Below are 18,501 nucleotides of genomic sequence, written 5' to 3' on the forward strand. Positions count from 1 at the left end.
GGGGTCTGTTGTCGATCGAACGGCTGCGCGCTCGGCGCCGCCGCAGCTTCTTGCGGGCAAGCGGCGTGCCCTCTGGCGTGCGGCGGCGGCTGACACGCCGACGCGAAACGGCCTTGCTTGGACCTCGCGCGCACGTCCCAAACATCGCCGCGTGTTACCCGCGTTTCTTTCATCCACCGACCTCACTTTTTCGAAGGAAGTCACATGCCCGTCAAGAACATCTCCGATCTCTTCGTCCACGAACTTTCCGACACCTACAGTGCCGAGAAGCAGATGACGAGGTCGCTGCCGAAGCTCGCGCGCGCCGCCACCGACGAAGGCCTCGCCTCGGCCTTCGAGACCCACCTGGAAGAGACGCGCGGCCAGGTCGAGCGCATCGAGCAGATCGCCGAACTGCTGAAGATCAAGCTCAAACGCATCAAGTGCGAAGGCATGGCCGGCCTCGTCGAGGAAGGCGATTCGCTGATCGACCAGATCGAGAAGGGGCCGGTGCTCGACGCGGCACTGATCGGCGCCGCGCGCAAGGTCGAGCACTACGAGATTGCCGGCTACCACTCGCTGTGCACGCTGGCCAAGCAGTTGGGCCACACCGACGCCATCGAGCTGCTCGAAGCCTCGCTGGCCGAGGAGACCGCCACCGACGGCAAGCTCAGCGCGCTGGCCGAAGCGCAGGCGGTGCAGAAGGCCGTTACTGCCGATTGAGGGCGAGCGGGCACGCCGCTTGCCGGTGAACGGGTCGGCGCGCAAGGGTTGCGCGCACAGGCCCGCACTGTTTCGCGGATCGAAGGAAAGCACTTCAATGGACGATCAACAAGATCGCACGCGCGCCCCGCGCGGTTTTGCGAGGATGGACCCCAAGCGCCAGCGGGAGATTGCGCGCCAGGGCGGGCGTGCCGCGCACCGTCTGGGGCTGGCCCACGAGTTCACCCCTGAGGAAGCGCGAAGTGCGCGCGCCAAGAGCCTTGCCGCGCGTGCCATGGCGTCGGCCGTGCCGCCGGAGCCGCAGCCGCAGCCGGAATGACCGTCGTGCCCGCGCCGGGCATCGGCGCGGGCGACGGTGGCGAGCGCTGCACGGCCTGCGGCGGCACCGGCAAGGTCAACGTGGGAGTGGGCGGCGGCTGACGAGCGCTGCCGCAGCGGTTCAGCTGCCCGGTCGGGCACCAGCCGCGACTGCTGTTCCTGCAGCGTCTATCGGCCCGCCTGCGCGCCCTTCGGGTGCTGGTGCTCGGTACCGGTGGGATCGGCGATCTGCACCGGCGTGCCCTTCAGCCAGCTGTCGGCGCCTTCGGCGATCGGGGGCGACGGAATGTCTTCGCGCTGCTTTCTCTTTTCCATCGAGTCGACACCGAAGCGCTTGTCGCGCTCGGCCACCATCGCGGGGTCGATCTGGCCGTCGGCGGTGAACCCCATCATGAGCTGCGGAATGCCGATCGGCAGCTCTTTCTGCAGGTCGGTGTGCCAGGTGTGGAAGGTCTTGCCGTAGGTGCCGACCAGCTTCTGCATCAGCGCGTGCTCGGCTGCCTGCGGAATGCCCGGCGCGATCAGCTGCCCCGACTTGACCTCGTGCACATGGCTGTGCCAGAGCGCTTTTTCCTGCGGGGGCAGCGTCTGGAACAGGCGCTCGCTCACGATGTACTCGACGCCCATGATCTTTGCGGCTCGGGTGTTGCCGTCGTAGATCATGCACTGGATGAGCTCCTCGTTGAGCACGGCGCAGTAGTGGTGTGCCTCCATCTGGGCCTTCAGGTTGCCGCTGTAGAAGTGAAAGCCGTCGAGGTAGGCGTTGAGCGCCTCGATCGGCGGCTTGTCCTGCAGCGCCGCGGCGCCTTTCTCTAGCGCGGCGGTCTTCGCGCCCGTACCGGCACCGGGCGCTTCGACGTTGGATGCGGTGTTGCTGCCGCCGCAGCCCGCGAGCAGCGCGCCCGTGGCAAGGGTGATGGTGATGGCAAGGGCTGGGGTGGAAGGGCGCATGGCCGAGAACCTCGTGAAGCGGGTGGGCATGACCCGCGACCATGCGCCGCGGGCTTGCCGCATCGGCAAGCGACCGTCGCGAGCGGCTGTAGGATCAGTGCGAATCCGGTATCGCGGACAGCATGGTCGCGCGTTGCGCCCCTTCGGGGGGCAAAATCGGAGCTGGAACGCCACACGCCGGGGGCCATGGAAGCCACGGCTGCGCAACGACACCTTCATGCCAAAACCGAGCACGCCCCCGCCGTCTTCTTCGAACGAACCCGAACTCGTGCCGAGCACGCTGGACATGCCCGTGGTCGGCATCGGCGCCTCCGCGGGCGGGCTCGAGGCGCTGATCCGCTTCTTCGAAGGGCTGCCGCCCGAGCCCGGCATGGCATTCGCCGTCATCCTGCACCTGTCGCCCGAGCACCAGAGCAATGCCCCGGAGATACTGCAGCGTGCCACCTCGATGCCGGTGACGCAGGTCACGCAGGTGGTGCCCATCCGCGCCAACCACGTCTACGTGATCCCGCCGGGTGTCGAGCTGATGATGAACGACGGCCACCTGCAGCCCGTTGCCAGCAAGCGCATCAAGGGCCCGCACGTGGCGGTGGATGTGTTCTTCCGCACGATGGCCGAGGTGCACGACCGGCGCGCCGTCTGCGTCGTGATGTCGGGCACCGGCAGCGATGGGGCGGTCGGCCTCACGCGCGTGAAGGAGAACGGCGGCCTCGCGATCGCGCAGTCGCCCGAGGATGCAGGACATGACGGCATGCCACGCGCGGCCATCGCGACCGGCATGGTCGACATCGTGCTGCCGGCCGGGCAGATGGGCCAGCGCCTCGTCGAGCATTGGCGCAATGCGAAGCAGATCCGGCTGCCCAGCGCGAACGAGCCCGCAGCGGCCGGCCAAGAGCCCGGCGCTCAGGCGGCGGCCGCGCTCGCCGAAGAGGCGCTGCAGGAGATCATGGCGCTGCTGCGCACCTACACCCGCCACGATTTCCGCCACTACAAACGCGCCACGGTGCTGCGCCGCATCGAGCGCCGGCTGCAGGTGAACCGCGTGGCCGACCTGCCGGCCTACCGCGACTTCCTGAAGGCGCATCCCGAGGAAGCGACCCCGCTGCTGCAGGACATGCTCATCAGCGTGACCAACTTCTTCCGCGACCCCGACGCCTTCGAGGCGCTCGCGCGCGAGGCGCTGCCCACGCTGATCGAGGGCATGCAGCCGGGCGAGCAGGTGCGCGCGTGGGTGGCGGGCTGCGCCACGGGCGAGGAAGCCTACTCGCTGAGCATGCTGCTGCGCGAGGGGATCGACGCGCAGTCCAAGCCGCTCGACATCCAGATCTTTGCCACCGACATCGACGAACGCGCCATCGCCTCGGCGCGCAAGGGCCTCTATGCGCAGGGCATCGCGGAAGACCTCTCGCCTTCGCGGCTGCGGCAGTACTTCGTGGCCGACCAGGTCCAGTACCGGGTGGCCACCGTGGTGCGCGAGCCGGTGCTGTTCGCGCTCCACAACCTGCTGCGCGACCCGCCGTTCTCGCGGCTCGACCTGATCTGCTGCCGCAACCTGCTGATCTACCTCGACCGTGCGGCGCAGGCCCATGTGCTCGAGATGTTCCGCATCGCGCTCAAGCCCGGCGGTTACCTGTTTCTCGGCACCTCGGAGTCGATCGATGCGGTCGGGAGCATGTTCACGGCCGTGGACAAGAAGAGCCGCATCTACCGCGCGAATCCGGGGCCGACGGCAGGGCGCCAGCTGCCGCTCATCAGCGATGCGCCACCGCGGCCCGGTGGCGCCGGCGCGGTCCAGGCGCCGCGCACGCCCAAGCGCCCCGATCGGCCCCGCTTCTCGGAGCTGCACCAGCGCGCGCTCGAGCAGTTCTCGCCGCCGAGCGTGCTCATCAACGGCCAGCACGAGGTGCTCCACCTCTCGAACGGCGTCGGCCGCTTCCTCGAGCGCGCCGGCGGCGAGCCGTCGAACAACTTGCTCAACAACGTGCGGCCCGACCTGCGGCTCGAGCTGCGCACCGCGCTCTTCAAGGCCGGGCAGACGGCCCGCAGCGTGGAGACGCGGCTGCTGCAGAAGCGCGAGGACGGCCGCCAGGCGTTCCTCAACATCACGGTGCGCCCGCTGCAGCAGGACGACCAAGGCGCGCCGCAGCTCACGCTCGTGGTGTTCGACGAGGTCGAGGAAAGCATGCGCCCCGAAGGCGGCGAGCCCGCGCACGCGGCGCGCGAGCTGCTGATCGGGCAGATGGAAGACGAGGTGCGCCAGCTGAAGATGCACCTGCAGGAGACCATCGAAAGCTCCGAGACCCCCAACGAGGAGCTCAAGGCGTCCAACGAGGAACTGCAGGCGATCAACGAGGAACTGCGCTCGGCCACCGAAGAGCTGGAGACCAGCAAGGAAGAGCTGCAGTCGATGAACGAGGAGCTCGTCACCGTCAACTACGAGCTCAAGATGAAGGTCGAGGAGCGCGGCCACATCAACGACGACCTGCAGAACCTGATCGCCTCGTCGGAGATCGCGACCGTGTTCGTGACCCGCGGCATGCACATCAAGCGCTACACGCCGCATGCGAGCAGCCTGTTCAACCTGATTCCCTCCGACATCGGGCGCTCGCTGTTCGACATCACGAGCCGGCTCGACTACCCCGAGCTGGCGAGCGACACCGCGTCGGCCTTCAAGGACCTGCGCACCACCGAGCGGCACGTCACGAGCGTGGACGGGCGGCACTTTCTGGCGCGGATCCTTCCGTACCGCACCGCCGAAGACAAGATCGAGGGCGCGATCCTCAATTTCTTCGACATCACCGACCTGCATGCCGCCGAGGAGCGGGTGCGCGCGGGCGAAGAGCGGCTGCGGCTGGTGGCGGCCACCACGCGCGACTTCGCGATCATCACGACCGACGAGAACGGCCTGATCACCACCTGGAACGCGGGCGCCCAGCGCATCTTCGGCTACGCGGAAGAAGAAATGCTGCGCCAGCCCCTGGCGACGATCTTCACCGAAGAAGACCGGGCGCACGGCGTGCCCGAAGGGGAGATGCGCCGCGCACTCGAACTCGGCCGCGCGGAAGACGAGCGCTGGCACCTGCGCAAGGACGGTAGCCGCTTCTTCTGCAGCGGCGTGACGACACCGCTCGAGCTGTCGACCGGGCGCGGCTTCGCCAAGATCGCGCGCGACATGACGGGCACCAAGCAGCACGAGCTTGCGCAGGAGCACCGCCTGCTCAAGGAGAAGAAGGCCAGCCTCAGCGCGCAGATGGCCAACGAACTCAAAGACCGCTTCCTGGCCGTGATGTCGCACGAGCTCAAGCAGCCGCTGAACCTGATCCAGATGAGCGCCGAGCTGCTGGTGCACCTGCCCGCGACCGCCGCCGATCCGGCCGTGCAGCGCGTGGGCGACACCATCAAGCGCGCGGTGGCGAGCCAGACGCGCATCATCAACGACCTGCTCGACCTGTCGCGCATCCGCACCGGCAAGCTGCGGCTCAACCGCGTGGCGGTGAACCTCGGCGAGCTGGTGCAGGCCGCCGCGCAGGCGGCGCTGAGCAGTGCGGGCGGCAAGCAGATCGTGCTGCAGGTCGATTGCGAGGAAGGCGTGGTCTGCGACGGCGACCGCGTGCGCATCGAGCAGATCGCCTGGAACCTGCTGAGCAACGCGGTCAAGTTCACGCCCGAGGGCGGACGCATCTCGGCGCGCGTGTCGGCCGACGACGGCTACGGCCGGCTGACGGTGAGCGACACCGGCTGCGGCATCGCGGCCGAATTCTTGCCGCATGTGTTCGGCATGTTCAACCAGGCCGACAGCGACACCGCGCCGTCGAACGGCGGGCTGGGCATAGGCCTCGCGCTGGTGCAGGAGCTCGCGCGCGCGCATGGCGGCCGCGTCGAGGTGACCTCGCCGGGCGTGGGGCAGGGCGCCGAGTTCAGCGTGTGGCTGCCGCGCATGGGTGTGTCGATCCCGGCGCCGGCGGAGGCGCCCGCGGCCGAAGTCGACCTGCATGGCTGGCGCGTGCTGGCGGTGGACGACTATGCCGACGCCCTGGCGCCGTTCGCCGAGGTGCTGCGGCTCGAGGGCGCGATCGTCGACGTGGCGCAGAGCGCGAAGCGGGGCCTCGAGTTGCTCGAGGCGAACAGCTACGACCTGCTGGTGTCCGATCTCGGCATGCCCGAGATGGACGGCTACCAGTTCATCGCCGAAGTGCGCCGCAGGCCCGCCACGAGCGATTTGCGCGCCATTGCGATGAGCGGCTTCGGCCGCCGCTCCGATGCGCGCCGCGCGCTCGAAGCCGGCTTCAGCGCGCACCTGCCCAAGCCGGCGTCGATCGAAGAACTCAAGGCGGCGATAGGGAAGCTCTGACGACGAAGCCGCTGGCCGGCGCGAGCCATTCGGCCTCGGCCGCCGCAGCGGCCATCGCGCAGCCCGTGAACAGCACGCGCTCCTCGGCGAGCAAGAACTGCAGCGCGGTGCTGCTGCCCGGCGCGGCCTGCATTGCCTGCAGCGTGGCGCCGCCGCCGAGTGCCAGGCGCTCGCCGGGCGCGGGCCAAAGCACCGAAGCGCCGGGCCACGACGAAGCGTGTTGCGCCAGCGCGGCCTCCGCTGCGGGCGTGCGCGGCGCGGTCGACAGCAGCCAGCGCACGGGCCCGGGCGCCGCGGCGGCAGTTTCGGCGCGCATCGGGTCGATCAGCGCGAACGGGCCTTCCGCTGCGCCGACGAAATAGCTGTGCGGTCCCGCATCGCCGCCGTCGCCGGCCACGCGGCGGATCCGTGCCGTGAGCTGCGTCAGGTCGCCGGGCGAGAGCGCATAGCGCCCGGGGCCGCCGCGGCCCGAGCCATCAGGGTCGACGAGGCCGATCTCCGCGTAGGCGGCTTCGTCGATGTTCACCGCGCGGCGTCCGGCGGGGCCGTCGGCCAGGCGCGGCATGTTGAGCGGCAGGCGGGCCAGGCCGCGCGCATGCGCCATGCATTCCGCGGCGCTGGCAAAACCCGTGAGCGCTTCGAGCGTGCGCCGCGTCACGTTCATCAGCTTGAGCCCGCGGCGCGCGTCCACCGCCTCCGCGGGCCGCAGCCACATGTGGGCGACGGTCTCGCGGCCGTCGGGCTTCACGCTTTGGCCGGCGGGCATCTGGGCGATGAAGAAGCGCGTGTCGAAGCGGCGCGGCATGCCGGGCGGCGTGAGCCAATGGCTGAAGTACGCGAGCCGGTCGATCGCGAGCCGCCAGCCGTGGGCGTCGCACATCGCGAGCAGGGCATCGGTGCCTTGCTCGGCGGCATGGCGCATCGCCTCGAGCCGGCCGGGCGCGAAGCCGTCGAGCTCGACCACCCGGTCTTCGGCGTCGCAGGCGAACAGCACGCCCGCTTCCTCGAAGCACTCGCGCACCGCGGCGGCGTAGTAGTCGAGGCCGCCTTCGGCCACGCCGAGGCGCGCGCTCGCGCCGCGGTCATCGAGGCCCTGGCACATCAGGTGCAGGCCGCGGTCGTGGGCATCGAGCACGCCGCCTGGGAACACGCTGGCGCCGCTGTTCTGGTCGTCGGCTTTTTCGGCGCGGCGCAGCAGCAGCACTTCCATGCCGGCCGGGCCGTCGCGCAGGAGGATCAGGGTGGCGGCGTTGCGGATCGGGCGCGCGGGGATCGCCGGGACCACCGGGACCACCGGAACCACCGGGGAAGAGGAATTCATGGGCGCCGATTGTCGGGCCATCGCGGCTCGGGCGCCTGGCGGCTCAGTCCTTGGGTGTCAGCGGCCCTGCAGCGCCGCCGGCCGGCGAGTTGGCGGATCGCGAACTCGCGCTGCATGCCTGTTCTCCGACACCGGGCGCGCAGCTTTGGCGCCATGATCTCCCCGTGAAGATCGCGACCTTCAATGTCAACGGCGTCAACGGGCGGCTCCCGCGCCTGCTGGAATGGCTGGCCGAATCCCGCCCCGACGTGGCCTGCCTGCAGGAACTCAAGTCGCCGGATGCGAACTTTCCCGCCGCGGCGATCCGTGAGGCCGGCTACGGCGTGGTGTTCCACGGCCAGCGCTCATGGAACGGCGTGGCCATCCTGGCGCGCGGGCGCGAACCCATCGAGACGGGTCGCGGCCTCGAAGGCAACACCCAAGACGACCAGAGCCGCTACCTCGAGGCGGTGGTCGGCGGGGTGGTGGTCGGTTGCCTGTACCTGCCCAACGGCAATCCGCAGCCCGGCCCCAAGTTCGACTACAAGCTCGAATGGTTCGAGCGGCTCCAGGCCCATGCACGCCGCCTCTTCGATTGCGGCCTGCCGGTGGTGCTGGCCGGCGACTTCAACGTGGTGCCCACCGATGCCGACATCTACAACCCGGCCTCGTGGCGCAACGACGCCCTGCTGCAGCCCGAGAGCCGCGCCGCGTTCGAACGCCTGCTCGCGCAGGGCTGGACCGATGCGATACGCGCCCGCCACCCCACCGAGGCGATCTACACCTATTGGGACTACTGGCGCAACCGCTGGCCCCGCAATGCGGGCCTGCGCATCGACCACTTGCTGCTGAATGCGGAGCTGGCGCCCTTTCTCGTCGACGCGAACGTGGATCGCGAGGTGCGCGGGCGCCCGGGCGCGAGCGACCATGCGCCAGCCTGGGTCGAGCTCGACCTGCCGCGATAGCCGAGGGGGGAGCGGCGTTTGCGCTCTATCGGTATTGCGCCGCGGTGATGAACTGGCCGAACGATTCGCACCAGACGATGACCGTGTCGTAGGCCGCCGGATCGGCTGATTCGGGCATCGGCACAATGAAGTTTTCGAAGGTCTTCACGTCGCCGATGCGCAGCATCTTCGGCTTCAGCCGCAGGAACTCGGCCTCGGTCTGGACGAACGCCGGCGCGAGATAGAGCTTGTAGTCCGGCCCGGGTGCCACCTTGCCTTGCAGCGACACGGCGCTGCGGCTCACGGTGACCGTGCCTTCACCCCAGTGCAAGGCATCGCTGTCGGTCAGGTCGCGCTTGAATTGGCCGGTGAACTGCGCCTGGGCGGCCACCGCGGAAACCTCGGCCGACGTGGGTGCGGGCGGCGCCGTCAGGATGGGCAAGGCATAGATGCCTGCGCCAAAGCCCAGGCCCGCCACGATCCCGTGCGAAGCGACGAGGAGAAGGATCTTCTTCATGCCTGTCCGCCTACAGGGTGCCGGAGCGACCCACCAGCACCGGTTCGGAGCGATAGCGCCCGGGGAACACGCGTTGCAGGTTGTCCACCTTGGGCAGGTCGTTGATCACGATGTAGGGCTGCCGCGGGTTGCGGGTCATGTAGTCCTGGTGATACGCCTCCGCGGGGTAGAAGGCCTTTGCCGGCTCGATGGTGGTGGCGATCGGCTTGCCGAACACCTTCGCGTTGTCCAGCTGTGCAATGTAGGTCTTGGCCACCCGGGCCTGTTCGGCGTTCGCGGGGAAGATCGCCGAGCGGTATTGCGTGCCCCGGTCGGGACCCTGGCGGTTCAGCTCGGTGGGGTCGTGCGCCACCGAAAAGTAGATCTGCAGCAGTTGTCCGTAGCTGATCTGGCGCGGATCGTAGGTGATGCGAACCGACTCTGCATGGCCGGTCCGTCCCGAGCCGATCGCGCTGTAGCTGGCAGCGGCGGCATCGCCGCCGGCATAGCCGGACACGGCGCTCCTCACGCCCTTCACGTGCTGGAAGACGCCCTGCACGCCCCAGAAGCAACCGCCTGCGAACACGGCCGTTTCCGAGTCCGCACCCGGGGCCGCGGCAAGATCCTCCGCCGGTGCCGGAATGGCGACGGCCGCCTCCGCCATCGCGGAGGGCTTGGCTTGCCCCACGGCGGCGCCGGCGAAAAGGGCCATGCCGGTGCCGGCGACGATGCCGGCGGCCAACAGGGTGGCGGTGAGCTTGTTCATGTCAGGGTCCTCTCATGGGTCTGATTTCAGACAACACGAGTTCGAGTGAACGCGGTCGTGCGTTACACCTGGGTGGCCTCCGTCGTGAAATTTTCGGCGGCCGGCACGCCGGATCGATGGCTGAAGCGCGCTACACGTTGCTGGTCGCGCGCACTTCCTCGATGGTGGTCTGCCCCGAAAGCACCTTGTCGATGCCGTCCTGGCGCAGCGTGCGCATGCCTTCGCGGAGCGCGGCCGCCTGCAGTTCCTCAGCGCGGGCGCCGCTCTGCACCATGCGGCGCAGTGTCCGGGAGATGACCATCAGCTCGTGGATGCCGACGCGGCCCTTGAAGCCGGTGTTGTCGCAGCGCGGGCAGCCCTTGCTCGAATAGCGCTGGAGCTGGCCGTCACGCGCGTGGCGGCCGAGCCAGCCGCTGCGCACCGCCTCGCGCTCGGCCGGCGTGTCGTGGTCGCTGCCGAACGCGTGCATGTAGTCGGCGAGCAGTTCGTCGACTTCCTCGGGGCTGAGCGGCCGGCTCTGCAGGCAGTGGGTGCAGAGCCGCCGCACCAGCCGCTGCGCCAGCACGGCGAGCAGCGAGTCGGCGAAGTTGAACGGGTCCATGCCCATGTCCAGCAGCCGCGTCACGGTTTCGGGGGCGCTGTTGGTGTGCAGCGTCGACAGCACGAGGTGCCCGGTCAGCGAGGCCTCGATCGCGGTCTTGGCGGTTTCCTCGTCGCGGATCTCGCCGACCATGATCACGTCGGGATCGGCGCGCACGAAGGCGCGCAGCGCCTTGGCGAAGGTCCAGTCGATGCGCGGGTTGACCTGCACCTGGCGCAGGCCCGGCTGCGTGATCTCGATCGGGTCTTCGGCGGTCCAGATCTTGCGCTCGGGCGTGTTGATGTGCATGAGCGCCGAATGCAGCGTGGTGGTCTTGCCCGAGCCCGTGGGGCCCACGCACAGCACCATGCCGTAAGGCCGCTCGACCGCCTTCGTCAGCTCGGCGAGATTGCGCGGCGAGAGGCCGAGCTGGTCGAGCGGGATCGGCGTTGCCGACGCCAGGATCCGCATCACCACGTCCTCCAGGCCGTTGCTGGTGGGAATGGTGGCCACGCGCAGCTCGATGCGGTGCTGCGGCGAATAGCGCGAGAAGTTGATCTTGCCGTCCTGGGGCTTGCGCTTCTCGCTGATGTCGAGGTCGCACATGATCTTCACGCGCGCGACCACCGCGCTGCGGTAGCTCGCGGGCAGCTCGAGGTGCGTGCGCAGGCGGCCGTCGCGGCGAAAGCGGATGCGCGTCTTTTCCTTGCCGGGATAGCTCTCGATGTGGATGTCGGACACGCCTTCGCGGTGCGCGTCGATGATCATGCTGTTGATCATGCGCACCAGCGAGTTGTCCGACTGCTCGACGACGTCCTCGTCGGCGCTCGGCGCGGAGGGGCGTTCCTTCTCGAGTGTGACCAGCAGTTCACTGGTGCCGACGCCCAGGTCGAACTCCAGCGGCCGCGAGGGGTCGGCCGGCATATCCGGCTGGTGCGCGAGCGTGGGATCGAGGATCTCCGAGCCCACCTTCGAATAGGCCTTGAAGAGCAGCGGGTCGAGCGCCAGGCACTGGCCGACGACCGGGATCACCTTCATCTGCGAGATGAACTCCACCTCGTCGATCGCCGCATGGCGGCCCGCGGGATCGTCGAGCGCCAGCACGAGCCGGCCCTGGTGGACCATCAGCGGCATGACCTGCAGGCGCCGGGCGACCGCGAGGCCGACGCTGCGCAATGCCTCCACCTCGGCCGGGAACACATGCAGGTTCACGAGCGGATAGCCCATCTTGCGCACCAGCGCGGTCTGCAACTGGTCGCGCGTGACGAGCCCCATGCGGACCAGCGTTTCGCCGAGCGGCACGCTGCGGTCGAGCTGCTGCTGTTCGAGGCCGGCGCGCAGCTGCGCCTCGGTGACGGCGCCGCTCGCGATCAGCGCCTGGCCGATGCGCAGGATGGGCATGCGGCTCTGGGCTTCGAGGGCCTGCAGCAACTGCTCCGGCGTGACGACTTCGTGGGGGGACATGGATGGGTTCTCCTGTGTGAGGCGATTCTGGGGGCGGCGGCGTGGCTTGTCAGCCGGAGCAGGCCGCTCCCGCGCAGGTCGCGACAAAGCGCGGGTACGAAAGTTCGCAATCAGCCATCGGAGAAGCCGAAGGTGTTGCGCCCCGCCGACTTGGCGCGGTACAGCGCCGCGTCGGCGCGGGCCAGCAGGTCCGTTGGCTCGACGGGCGCGTCGGTGGCGCGGTGGAAGGCCACGCCGATGCTGGTGGTGACCTGGAGGCTGCGGCCGTCGAGTTCGAACGGTGCGCTGCCGACCTGATGGACGATCTTGCGCGCGGTGGCCACCGCGTCTTCGCGCATGTGCAGGTTCTCGAGTACCACCACGAACTCGTCGCCGGCCAGGCGGGCGACGGTGTCGGTGCTGCGCACGCTGCCCTTCAGGCGCTTCGCGTACTCGACCAGCACGCCGTCGCCGGTGGCATGGCCGAGCGTGTCGTTGATGCGCTTGAAGTGGTCGATGTCGAGGAACATCACGGCCAGCGCCTGGCCCGTGCGCTGCGCCCGCGCGACCGCGCCAGGCAGGAATTCGTTGAAGGCAAGGCGGTTCGCGAGCCCGGTGAGGGTGTCGGCGCGCGCCAGTTCGGTGAGCTTGCGTTCCACGTCCTTCAGCGCGCTGATGTCCAGGCTCAGCGAGAAGATGCCGCGCACGCTGCCGTCGGGCGCGACGTCGGGCACGTAGCTGACGCGGGTCAGCCGGTCGGAGGCCGCGGTGCGGGTGTGGGCCTCGAATTCCAGGCGCTCGCCGGCCAGCGCGCGCGCGATCATGGCCTTGCGCGACAGGTAGAGATCGAGCCCGGCCACGTCGCGCACATGGTTGCCCAGGATGGCCGATGGCTCCACGCCGAGCCAGTCGCGGTAGGTGGCGTTGGCGAAGGTGATCTTCTCGTCGCGGTCGATGTAGGTGATGAGCGCGGGCAGGTTGTCGGTGATGGTGCGCAGCCGCCGTTCGCTCTCGGCCTGGCGCAGCTCGGCGCGCTTGAGCGCCGTGATGTTGAAGGTCATGAGGTAGAAGCCCGTCACCGCGGCTTCGTGGTTCCTGTCGGGAATCAGGTTGACCTGGAAGTAGCCGGTCTTGCCGTGCAGCGGTGCGCGCACCGGAAAACGCACCGCCTTGCCTTCGCGCACCATCGGCAGGTAGGGCTGCAGCTGCCTGTAGACCGCGTGGCCCACCGCCGAGCGCAGCGTTACGCCGTCGAGCGGGCCGTTGCCCAGGCCCGCCATCTGCCGTGCGCGCACGTTGCCGAACAGGCAGTTCTCGTCGTTGTCGAAGTAGCCGACGAGGGCGGGGATGTTGTCCGTCACGTCGCGCAGGCGCTTCTGCTGCTCGGTCAGGGCACGGCGGATGTTCACCTCGTCGGTGATGTCGAAGGTCATCGAGAACACGCCCTGGACCACGCCGTTCGCATCGCTGTCGGGGATGTAGTGGGCCTTGAAGGTGCGGTCGCCCACCCCCAGCCTCGGGTCGCCGTTCTTCTCGAGCACGACCGCGTGGCCGGCCAGCGCGCGGGCATAGGCGGGCGCCACGCTGGCGTACTCATCGGGGCCGCGCATCTCGGGCATCGAGCGGCCGAGCATCTCCTTGCCGCCGTAGAGCATGCGGACCTGCGCGTTCACGAAGGTGTAGTGCAGCGACGCATCGACGCGGGAGACCAGCGCGGGAATGTTGTCGGCGATGGTCCGCACCTGCGCCTCGCTGTGCGCGAGGTTGAACTCGATCTGCTTGCGCTCGGTGACGTCGGAGGTCATGGCGTAGTAGCCGCGCACCCGGCCCGCCTTGTCGCGGTCGGGAATGAGCTCGGTCTGGAAGTGGCGCTCCCGTTCGCCGCGGCTCTCGATGCGCATGGCCTGGCCGGCCAGCACGCGCCGGACCGCAGCGTCGAGCGCCTCGTCCTCGGCGATGGCACTCAGCCCGCGCACGGGCTCGCCGACCAGCTGTACCGCATTGCGCCCGAGCTTCCGGCTGAGCGCCTCGTTGACGAAGGTGTAGCGGCCCTCGGCGTCGACGTGCGCAATCATCGCGGGCAGGTTGTCGGTGATGTCGCGCAGGAACTTCTCGCTCGCGCGGCGCTGCAGCATCAGCGTGTCGAAGGTGCGCCGGAGGTCGCCGATCTCGTCGCGCGCATAGTCCGGCAGCACGGCGATCTCGGTCGCGAGGTTCTCCGCGTCGAGCATGTGGCGGTGCAGGTGCCTGAGCGGATCGAGTTGGCGGTGCACCACCGCCAGCGCGAGAGCCCCCGCCATCACCGCGAGCAGCACCGCGCCGATCCAGGCTGTGCGCTCGATCGATTCGAAATGTGCGAACGCCTCCGAGGTCGGGTACATCGCGCCGATCACCCAGTCGGTCTGCGGAATGCGCTTGAAGGCATACATGCCATGCACCCCGGCATGGTTGAAGCCTTCGGCGATGCCTTCGAACTGTTTGGCCGGGAGGTCGATCTCTGGCGGGGCGGTGCCCGTCGGGTCGGCCGGCCGGGCGATGAGATCGGTGCGGGGATGATCGATGACGACCCCGTCGGTGGTCGTGATGAACAGGTAGCCGGTGTCGCCGAACCGGGTGCCGGCCATCTCGGCGAGGATGTTGCGGCCGCCGAGGTCGATGGTGGCCGAGATCACGAAGCGCACCGCGCCCGCTTCGTCGAACACCGGCTGGGTGAGGGCGACCTGTGCCAGGCCGCTCAGGCGGTTGAAGTAGGGCTCGGAAACCACGCCGGCCTTGGCCTGCAGGGTCCGGCGGAAGTAGGGCCGGTCGAGGATGTTGACCGCCCCCTCGGGCCGTGCCCCGTTCAGGTTGGCGACCAGGTCGCCCTCGGCCGTGAACATCGCAACGTTGCTGAAGGCCCGGCGCAGGGGCGCATGCCGCTCCAGGTACGGCTGCAGCAGGGCCGGATCTTCGAATCCGGCCACCTCCACGCCCACGGCGAAGGTCTGCAGCAGGGTCCGCCAGCCCACGAACTTCTGGTCGACGGTGTCCGCAATCGCCGACAGCCGCGCCTGCTCCTCGCTCTCGATCGACGCTTTCATGCTGGTGCGCACCAGATGCAACGCCACCGTTGCTATCGCGATCGTCGCCAAAAGGACCACCAGGGCTGCGCCCAGGCTCAGGCGCATGTTCAAGCTGAAGCGGATGTTTCTTATTAGACCGGGTGAGTTCATGGGCGATCGACATGCATCGCGTGATCCGCGCCGCGCCCCGTAGTGTGTCAGAAGGAGATTTTCAGATGTTTCTGGCAATCCCCCATATACACGTTTAATAACAAATCGGATTCACTTTTGGTGCGTCGGGCAGGCTGGCGCACCGACACGCGGGGGAGGGACGCCAGCCGGGCGCCTTCGGGGTCGGTCCGGTCGAAATAGTCGAGCACCGCCTCGATGGAGCCGTGCAGGCTGTAGAGATCGAGACCGTAGAAGCCGGTCTTGCCCTGCGGCGGCCCGGCCTCGTTGAAGGCGCGCTGCCACTCGACGAAGCGCGCCACGTCCTGGTTGCGCCACATCCAGGTAGGAAAGCGCGTGAAGCCTGCGAGGGCCTCGTGCGCCGTCGCCGAAACCGCGCACGTAGCGGTTCACGCGCCAGGCGTCGGGCCAGTCGCCCTCGACCGCCACGGCGCTGAACCCTTTCTCGGTAAACAGGCGCCGGGTGATGGCCGCGCGCTCGGCATAGAACTCGTGCGTGCCGTGGGAGGCTTCGCCGAGCAGCACGTAGTGCGCATCGCCGATCAGTTCGAGCAGGGCATCGTGGTCGTGCGCCGAGCCGTCCATGGGGTGCGCGACGGCGCGCAGTGCATCGGTGTCCTTCCGCATCTTCGACGGGTCCATGGATGACGGTCCTCCGTTCGCCAGTGTTTCAGGCCGACAGCGCGCCGTGGTGACGGTTCGCCGCGTCATCGAGCAGCGCGCAGACCTCCTCGTCGCTGGTCTGCGAAAAGTCGATGTACCAGCGCCCGACGCCGAGGAAGGATTCCGGCACTTCAGCACAGACGATCTCGTCGGCCTCGCTGCGCAGCAGTTCGCAGGCCTCTGCCGACGCCACCGGCACGGCCACCACGGTGCGTGCAGGCTGCTGCCGGCGCACCGCGCGCACGGCGGCGCGCATGGTCGATCCGGTGGCCAGGCCGTCGTCGACCAGGATCACGGTGCGCCCGTGCAACGCCAGCGGCGGACGGTCGCGGCGGTAGGTGCGTTCGCGCCGCGCCAGCTCACGCTGTTCGCGGGCTACGACGTCTTCGATGTCGCTGCGGGTGAGGCCGAGTTCGTGCACGACCCGCGCGTCGAGCAGCTGCTCGCCGCCGCTGGCGATGGCGCCCATGGCGTATTCCTCGTTCCAGGGAATGCCGAGCTTGCGCACCACGAGCACATCGAGCGGGGCGTCGAGCGCCCGGGCCACTTCATAGGCCACGGGTGTGCCGCCGCGTGGCAGGGCCAGCACGACCACACCGGGCTGCCCGGCGTGGCCGCCCAGCTTTTGCGCCAGCGTGCGGCCGGCGTCCCTGCGGTCACGAAAGTGTTCGAAGGCCATGTGTCCGGCGCTCCCGGAGGAGCTTTGCCGGACGACCTTAAATTTGCCGTGCCGCCGCGGGTGTAGGGCGAAGCCCACATCGGCGTAGGCGCCCGCTGCCACGGGCACCTGCGCTGCCTGCGCGCTCAGGCGGCCTGGATCTCGATGCGTCGCGGCTGCGCGTGTTCCGCCTTCGGAATGCGCAGCTTGAGCACGCCCTGCGACAACTCGGCCGTGATCGCGGCGGTGTCGAGTTCCTTGCTGAGCGTGAAGACGCGGCGGAAGCGTGCCAGGCCCACTTCGGTGTGGCTCGACGACAGCCCGTCGGGCACCGAGATGTCGGTCTCGGCGTCGATGGTCAGCGTGTCCGCCGCCACGTGCAGGCCGAGCTTGTCGCGCGAGACGCCGGGCAGGTCGGCATAGAGCGTGATGCCGCCGCTGTCCTCGATCACGTCCACCGGCGGGGTCAAGGCCGCATCGCTGTAGCGGGTGTCGTCCCCGCGGGCGACCTGTGTTGCCGTTTGCTGCGCCTTCTGCTCGGCGACGCGGTTCGATGGAGTGGTGTTCATGGTCGTTCTCCTTTCTTGCCTGGTTCTCTCTGCTTCGTCATTGAACGGCAATGCGCCGCGGCTGCGACGAGGCACGGCGCTGCACGCTGATGTGCAGCACGCCGTCGCGGTACTTGGCGGTGACCGCGTCGGGGTCGGCATCGTCGGGCAGGGTCAGCACCCTGCGGAAGCTCCCCTCGAAGCGCTCGTTGATGTGAACGGCCGCCTTGGCGCCGGCTTCGGGCAGCGCATTGCTGCGCTGGCCGGCGATCGAGAGCAGCCCGCGCTCGAGATGGACCTCGAGGCTGGACGGATCGACGCCGGGCGCGAACGCGTAGATCTCCACGGTCTGCGGCGTGCCGCCGATGTTCAGTGCCGGAAAGCCGTTGCGGGCGAGGCCGCGGATGGTGGGAGACAGATCGAAGGCCTGCTGCATCTCGCGCTGCAGGCGATCCATCTCGGCGAACATGTCGCGTGGAAACAGGGATCGGTACATGGCGAAACCTCCATTCAGAAACAAGTTGACGCTGCGCCGGAGGCCACCCCCGACGCTTCCGTCTTGCGAAGTAGGTGCCACGACCTTCTTTTCAAGAGGGGTTTCGTAGCCGTTTCCGGCCGATCGCGCGCATGCTATTGCGCCGCGTAGCGCGGCAGAAAAAACCAATCTGCAGACTCTCTTGAAGGCTTGGCCGGAAGACCTATTTCGATGCTCGTCGAACCGTCAATCGTCATCTCGAACCTAGAGGAGATTTGTCATGCCGATGGACCTGCTCAAGCAGATTGCCGCATCCCGGCTTCCCGTGTCGTTTCGCACGCCGAAGGAGATCGACGAAGTCCGGATTCTTCGCCAGGCCGGACTCGTGATCGCCTTCGTTCCGGCGCCAGCCGATCCCTTGAAGCTGTCGGGCGCGGAGCCCGCCGCCCAGGTGCTGGCCATCACAGAGAAGGGGCGCGAGGAGCTCGCGCGCATTCACTATCCCGGCGAGTTGCCGCGCGGTCCGTCGCCGCGCGCGGGATGGAAGAATCTGCTCGCGGGCGCGCGATTCGGACAGAAATCGCGGCAAGTCTTGCCGGCGCGCAGTCACGACGCGCACCCATCGCAGCGGATGTAGGCGGCATCCTTCCTGAACTCGCGCGGAAATCCATGCCGTTCCAACGTCCATCCCGCGCTGAATCCAGTCGCCATTGAGGGCATCAACAGGAGACAGACATGGATTTCGAGGGCATCTACTGCTTTGACACCGCCACCGTCCGCTTTGCGATCTACCCGGACGGGCCCGATGGCGCGCGGATCGTCGCGCAGATATCGGAGGAGACGCTGCACGACGTGTTTGGTACGCGCAATCTCGGGGACCGCCTGCTCGAAACGTGCAAGGCGCACTTCGATGCGATCGGGGGGGCTGCGAAGCGGCGCTACCGCGCCAATCCGCACCAGGCCATCGTGCTGACCGTGCGCGATTTCTCGCTGCGCAGCGCCGATCCTTCACCTGTCGTCAGCAAGATACATCAAGAATTAGTCACAACGTGATGTAAATCACGTTGCACGGCGTG

General features: G+C 68.5%; 16 protein-coding genes and 1 pseudogene. 6 read left to right on the plus strand and 11 right to left on the minus strand.

Annotation, left to right across the window (positions count from 1 at the left end):
- Positions 1 to 204 precede the first annotated feature (204 nt).
- Positions 205 to 702 carry a YciE/YciF ferroxidase family protein gene (locus AC3A6G_RS23345; RefSeq protein WP_487874704.1) on the plus strand — a complete coding sequence of 166 codons (498 nt, stop codon included), beginning with the start codon at positions 205 to 207 and terminating at the stop codon, positions 700 to 702.
- Between the two features lie 97 nt (positions 703 to 799).
- A complete protein-coding gene (locus AC3A6G_RS23350) occupies positions 800 to 1,021 on the plus strand; it encodes a KGG domain-containing protein (protein WP_487858682.1) in 222 nt (73 codons plus the stop codon).
- 167 nt (positions 1,022 to 1,188) lie between these two features.
- Here AC3A6G_RS23350 and AC3A6G_RS23355 read toward each other — a convergent pair whose 3' ends face one another.
- Positions 1,189 to 1,971: an OBAP family protein gene (locus tag AC3A6G_RS23355; RefSeq protein WP_487874705.1), complete on the minus strand. Its 783-nt coding sequence runs from the start codon at positions 1,969 to 1,971 to the stop codon at positions 1,189 to 1,191.
- Between the two features lie 217 nt (positions 1,972 to 2,188).
- On the opposite strand from AC3A6G_RS23355, the gene AC3A6G_RS23360 reads away from it, so the two are divergent.
- Positions 2,189 to 6,322 carry a CheR family methyltransferase gene (locus AC3A6G_RS23360; protein WP_487874706.1) on the plus strand — a complete coding sequence of 1,378 codons (4,134 nt, stop codon included), beginning with the start codon at positions 2,189 to 2,191 and terminating at the stop codon, positions 6,320 to 6,322.
- Here AC3A6G_RS23360 and AC3A6G_RS23365 read toward each other — a convergent pair.
- Positions 6,297 to 7,643 carry an NUDIX hydrolase gene (locus tag AC3A6G_RS23365; RefSeq protein ID WP_487874707.1) on the minus strand — a complete coding sequence of 449 codons (1,347 nt, stop codon included), beginning with the start codon at positions 7,641 to 7,643 and terminating at the stop codon, positions 6,297 to 6,299. The two genes, AC3A6G_RS23360 and AC3A6G_RS23365, sit on opposite strands and share 26 nt — an antisense overlap.
- A gap of 164 nt (positions 7,644 to 7,807) precedes the next feature.
- Between AC3A6G_RS23365 and AC3A6G_RS23370 the strand changes: the two genes are divergently transcribed.
- The gene (locus tag AC3A6G_RS23370) at positions 7,808 to 8,587 is read left to right on the plus strand and encodes an exodeoxyribonuclease III (protein ID WP_487863656.1); all 780 of its coding nucleotides are present in this window, start codon (positions 7,808 to 7,810) and stop codon (positions 8,585 to 8,587) included.
- Between the two features lie 25 nt (positions 8,588 to 8,612).
- Here AC3A6G_RS23370 and AC3A6G_RS23375 read toward each other — a convergent pair whose 3' ends face one another.
- From AC3A6G_RS23375 to AC3A6G_RS23415, 9 genes and pseudogenes are all read right to left on the minus strand, one after another.
- Complete coding sequence (locus AC3A6G_RS23375; protein WP_487874708.1) at positions 8,613 to 9,083, minus strand: DM13 domain-containing protein; 471 nt, start codon at positions 9,081 to 9,083, stop codon at positions 8,613 to 8,615.
- Between the two features lie 10 nt (positions 9,084 to 9,093).
- On the minus strand, positions 9,094 to 9,828 hold the full coding sequence (gene msrA / locus AC3A6G_RS23380) for a peptide-methionine (S)-S-oxide reductase MsrA (RefSeq protein ID WP_487863658.1): 735 nt from the start codon (positions 9,826 to 9,828) through the stop codon (positions 9,094 to 9,096).
- Between the two features lie 130 nt (positions 9,829 to 9,958).
- Positions 9,959 to 11,872 (minus strand): GspE/PulE family protein, encoded by a 1,914-nt coding sequence (locus AC3A6G_RS23385; protein WP_487858689.1) that lies wholly within the window; start codon positions 11,870 to 11,872, stop codon positions 9,959 to 9,961.
- 110 nt (positions 11,873 to 11,982) lie between these two features.
- Complete coding sequence (locus AC3A6G_RS23390; RefSeq protein WP_487874709.1) at positions 11,983 to 15,063, minus strand: sensor domain-containing diguanylate cyclase; 3,081 nt, start codon at positions 15,061 to 15,063, stop codon at positions 11,983 to 11,985.
- A gap of 47 nt (positions 15,064 to 15,110) precedes the next feature.
- The gene (locus AC3A6G_RS23395) at positions 15,111 to 15,401 is read right to left on the minus strand and encodes an erythromycin esterase family protein (RefSeq protein WP_487874710.1); all 291 of its coding nucleotides are present in this window, start codon (positions 15,399 to 15,401) and stop codon (positions 15,111 to 15,113) included.
- Positions 15,402 to 15,480: 79 nt separating this feature from the next.
- Positions 15,481 to 15,792, minus strand: a pseudogene (locus AC3A6G_RS23400) (hypothetical protein); the annotation flags it as partial.
- A complete protein-coding gene (locus AC3A6G_RS23405; RefSeq protein ID WP_487874711.1) occupies positions 15,752 to 16,423 on the minus strand; it encodes a phosphoribosyltransferase in 672 nt (223 codons plus the stop codon). The gene AC3A6G_RS23405 and the pseudogene AC3A6G_RS23400, both read right to left, overlap by 41 nt.
- A gap of 125 nt (positions 16,424 to 16,548) precedes the next feature.
- The gene (locus AC3A6G_RS23410; RefSeq protein ID WP_487874712.1) at positions 16,549 to 16,971 is read right to left on the minus strand and encodes an Hsp20/alpha crystallin family protein; all 423 of its coding nucleotides are present in this window, start codon (positions 16,969 to 16,971) and stop codon (positions 16,549 to 16,551) included.
- 37 nt (positions 16,972 to 17,008) lie between these two features.
- The gene (locus AC3A6G_RS23415) at positions 17,009 to 17,446 is read right to left on the minus strand and encodes an Hsp20/alpha crystallin family protein (RefSeq protein WP_487874713.1); all 438 of its coding nucleotides are present in this window, start codon (positions 17,444 to 17,446) and stop codon (positions 17,009 to 17,011) included.
- Positions 17,447 to 17,705: 259 nt separating this feature from the next.
- On the opposite strand from AC3A6G_RS23415, the gene AC3A6G_RS23420 reads away from it, so the two are divergent.
- Positions 17,706 to 18,062 carry a hypothetical protein gene (locus AC3A6G_RS23420; RefSeq protein ID WP_487874714.1) on the plus strand — a complete coding sequence of 119 codons (357 nt, stop codon included), beginning with the start codon at positions 17,706 to 17,708 and terminating at the stop codon, positions 18,060 to 18,062.
- A 98-nt stretch (positions 18,063 to 18,160) separates the two neighbouring features.
- Positions 18,161 to 18,478 (plus strand): hypothetical protein, encoded by a 318-nt coding sequence (locus AC3A6G_RS23425; protein ID WP_487858696.1) that lies wholly within the window; start codon positions 18,161 to 18,163, stop codon positions 18,476 to 18,478.
- Positions 18,479 to 18,501: the final 23 nt, after the last annotated feature.

This window comes from Variovorax sp. Soil_C_26 (assembly GCF_057657075.1).

Bases quoted from the DNA above. Each gene is read 5' to 3' on its own strand.
- AC3A6G_RS23390 (WP_487874709.1), bottom strand. From the start codon at position 15,063: ATGAACTCACCCGGTCTAATAAGAAACATCCGCTTCAGCTTGAACATG.
- AC3A6G_RS23415 (WP_487874713.1), bottom strand. From the start codon at position 17,446: ATGTACCGATCCCTGTTTCCACGCGACATGTTCGCCGAGATGGATCGC.
- AC3A6G_RS23410 (WP_487874712.1), bottom strand. From the start codon at position 16,971: ATGAACACCACTCCATCGAACCGCGTCGCCGAGCAGAAGGCGCAGCAA.
- AC3A6G_RS23345 (WP_487874704.1), top strand. From the start codon at position 205: ATGCCCGTCAAGAACATCTCCGATCTCTTCGTCCACGAACTTTCCGAC.
- msrA (WP_487863658.1), bottom strand. From the start codon at position 9,828: ATGAACAAGCTCACCGCCACCCTGTTGGCCGCCGGCATCGTCGCCGGC.
- AC3A6G_RS23395 (WP_487874710.1), bottom strand. From the start codon at position 15,401: ATGTGGCGCAACCAGGACGTGGCGCGCTTCGTCGAGTGGCAGCGCGCC.
- AC3A6G_RS23355 (WP_487874705.1), bottom strand. From the start codon at position 1,971: ATGCGCCCTTCCACCCCAGCCCTTGCCATCACCATCACCCTTGCCACG.
- AC3A6G_RS23365 (WP_487874707.1), bottom strand. From the start codon at position 7,643: ATGAATTCCTCTTCCCCGGTGGTTCCGGTGGTCCCGGTGGTCCCGGCG.
- AC3A6G_RS23350 (WP_487858682.1), top strand. From the start codon at position 800: ATGGACGATCAACAAGATCGCACGCGCGCCCCGCGCGGTTTTGCGAGG.
- AC3A6G_RS23405 (WP_487874711.1), bottom strand. From the start codon at position 16,423: ATGGCCTTCGAACACTTTCGTGACCGCAGGGACGCCGGCCGCACGCTG.
- AC3A6G_RS23385 (WP_487858689.1), bottom strand. From the start codon at position 11,872: ATGTCCCCCCACGAAGTCGTCACGCCGGAGCAGTTGCTGCAGGCCCTC.
- AC3A6G_RS23360 (WP_487874706.1), top strand. From the start codon at position 2,189: ATGCCAAAACCGAGCACGCCCCCGCCGTCTTCTTCGAACGAACCCGAA.
- AC3A6G_RS23420 (WP_487874714.1), top strand. From the start codon at position 17,706: ATGCCGATGGACCTGCTCAAGCAGATTGCCGCATCCCGGCTTCCCGTG.
- AC3A6G_RS23375 (WP_487874708.1), bottom strand. From the start codon at position 9,083: ATGAAGAAGATCCTTCTCCTCGTCGCTTCGCACGGGATCGTGGCGGGC.
- AC3A6G_RS23425 (WP_487858696.1), top strand. From the start codon at position 18,161: ATGGATTTCGAGGGCATCTACTGCTTTGACACCGCCACCGTCCGCTTT.